Annotated in this window: 2 rRNA genes; both read left to right on the top strand. The window is 54.3% G+C overall.

Going from position 1 to position 2,050, the window contains the following annotated elements:
• Positions 1-1,708: ribosomal RNA gene (locus CCA01S_RS15020) — 23S ribosomal RNA — on the top strand; the annotation flags it as partial.
• A 201-nt stretch (positions 1,709-1,909) separates the two neighbouring features.
• A 5S ribosomal RNA gene (gene rrf, locus CCA01S_RS15015) occupies positions 1,910-2,022 on the top strand.
• Positions 2,023-2,050 lie beyond the last annotated feature (28 nt).

Genomic DNA, 2,050 nt, shown 5'->3' with positions numbered 1-2,050 from the left:
CGCGGTAGGAGAGCGTTCTGTAAGCCTGCGAAGGTGGCTTGTAAAGGCTGCTGGAGGTATCAGAAGTGCGAATGCTGACATGAGTAGCGATAAAGGGGGTGAAAGGCCCCCTCGCCGTAAGTCCAAGGTTTCCTGCGCAACGTTCATCGGCGCAGGGTGAGTCGGCCCCTAAGGCGAGGCAGAGATGCGTAGCTGATGGGAAGCTGGTTAATATTCCAGCACCGTCGTGAGATGCGATGGGGGGACGGATAGCGCAAGATCATCGGGGTGTTGGATGTCCCCGTTGCTGCTCCATAGAAGGCACCTAGGCAAATCCGGGTGCGTAATTCAAGGGAGTGGCTGAATAGAGACCTCGGTCTCTAAACTGATTGACAGTTGTCCCAGGAAAAGCCTCTAAGCTTCAGTCTCACGAGACCGTACCGCAAACCGACACAGGTGGACGGGATGAATATTCCAAGGCGCTTGAGAGAACTCAGGAGAAGGAACTCGGCAAATTGATACCGTAACTTCGGGAGAAGGTATGCCCTGGTAGTGTGATGCGCCTGCGCGCAAAGCATGAAGGGGCCGCAGAGAATCGGTGGCTGCGACTGTTTATTAAAAACACAGCACTCTGCCAAGACGAAAGTCGACGTATAGGGTGTGACGCCTGCCCGGTGCCGGAAGGTTAAGTGATGGGGTGCAAGCTCTTGATCGAAGCCCCGGTAAACGGCGGCCGTAACTATAACGGTCCTAAGGTAGCGAAATTCCTTGTCGGGTAAGTTCCGACCTGCACGAATGGCGTAACGATGGCCACACTGTCTCCTCCTGAGACTCAGCGAAGTTGAAATGTTTGTGATGATGCAATCTACCCGCGGCTAGACGGAAAGACCCCATGAACCTTTACTGTAGCTTTGCATTGGATTGTGAACCGGCCTGTGTAGGATAGGTGGGAGGCGTTGAAACCGAGTCGCTAGATTCGGTGGAGCCAACCTTGAAATACCACCCTGGTCTGTTTGCGGTTCTAACCTTGGCCCGTTATCCGGGTTGGGGACAGTGCATGGTGGGCAGTTTGACTGGGGCGGTCTCCTCCTAAAGTGTAACGGAGGAGTACGAAGGTACGCTAGGTACGGTCGGAAATCGTGCTGATAGTGCAATGGCATAAGCGTGCTTGACTGTGAGACTGACAAGTCGAACAGGTGCGAAAGCAGGTCATAGTGATCCGGTGGTTCTGTATGGAAGGGCCATCGCTCAACGGATAAAAGGTACTCTGGGGATAACAGGCTGATACCGCCCAAGAGTTCATATCGACGGCGGTGTTTGGCACCTCGATGTCGGCTCATCTCATCCTGGGGCTGTAGCCGGTCCCAAGGGTATGGCTGTTCGCCATTTAAAGAGGTACGTGAGCTGGGTTTAAAACGTCGTGAGACAGTTTGGTCCCTATCTGCCGTGGGCGTTGGATACTTGACGGAGCCTGCTCCTAGTACGAGAGGACCGGAGTGGACGCACCGCTGGTGTATCGGTTGTCATGCCAATGGCATTGCCGAGTAGCTATGTGCGGAAGAGATAAGCGCTGAAGGCATCTAAGCGCGAAACTCGTCTGAAGATTAGGTATCCCGGGGGCTTGACCCCCCTGAAGGGTCGTCCAAGACCAGGACGTTGATAGGCTGGGTGTGGAAGCGCAGTAATGCGTGCAGCTAACCAGTACTAATTGCCCGTGCGGCTTGATCCTATAACCTTGCAGGTTGGCCTCAGACGCTGACCAGTGCGGGCGTATAGTGATTCGTGTGTAAGCCCAAAGAATTGAAACGCATATCGTACGCAGCCCGTACAAAACCCAAACCAGATATTTACCGCGTGCTTCTTCCAAATTGGTGATTCAGAACGCCAGCTTCCCACCCGGGGGCCGGGCACTCGATCACAACCAGTTATGCTTGACGACCATAGCAAGGTGGCCCCACTCCTTCCCTTCCCGAACAGGACAGTGAAACGCCTTCGCGCCGATGATAGTGGGTGGACACCTGTGAAAGTAGGTCATCGTCAGGCTTTTATCTCGCAAAGCCCCTGAAGCCAA

Origin of the sequence: Castellaniella caeni NBRC 101664, from assembly GCF_001592225.1 — a bacterium.
Taxonomy (GTDB): Bacteria; Pseudomonadota; Gammaproteobacteria; order Burkholderiales; family Burkholderiaceae_B; genus Castellaniella; species Castellaniella caeni.
This window is presented reverse-complemented; position numbering and strand designations above follow the sequence as displayed.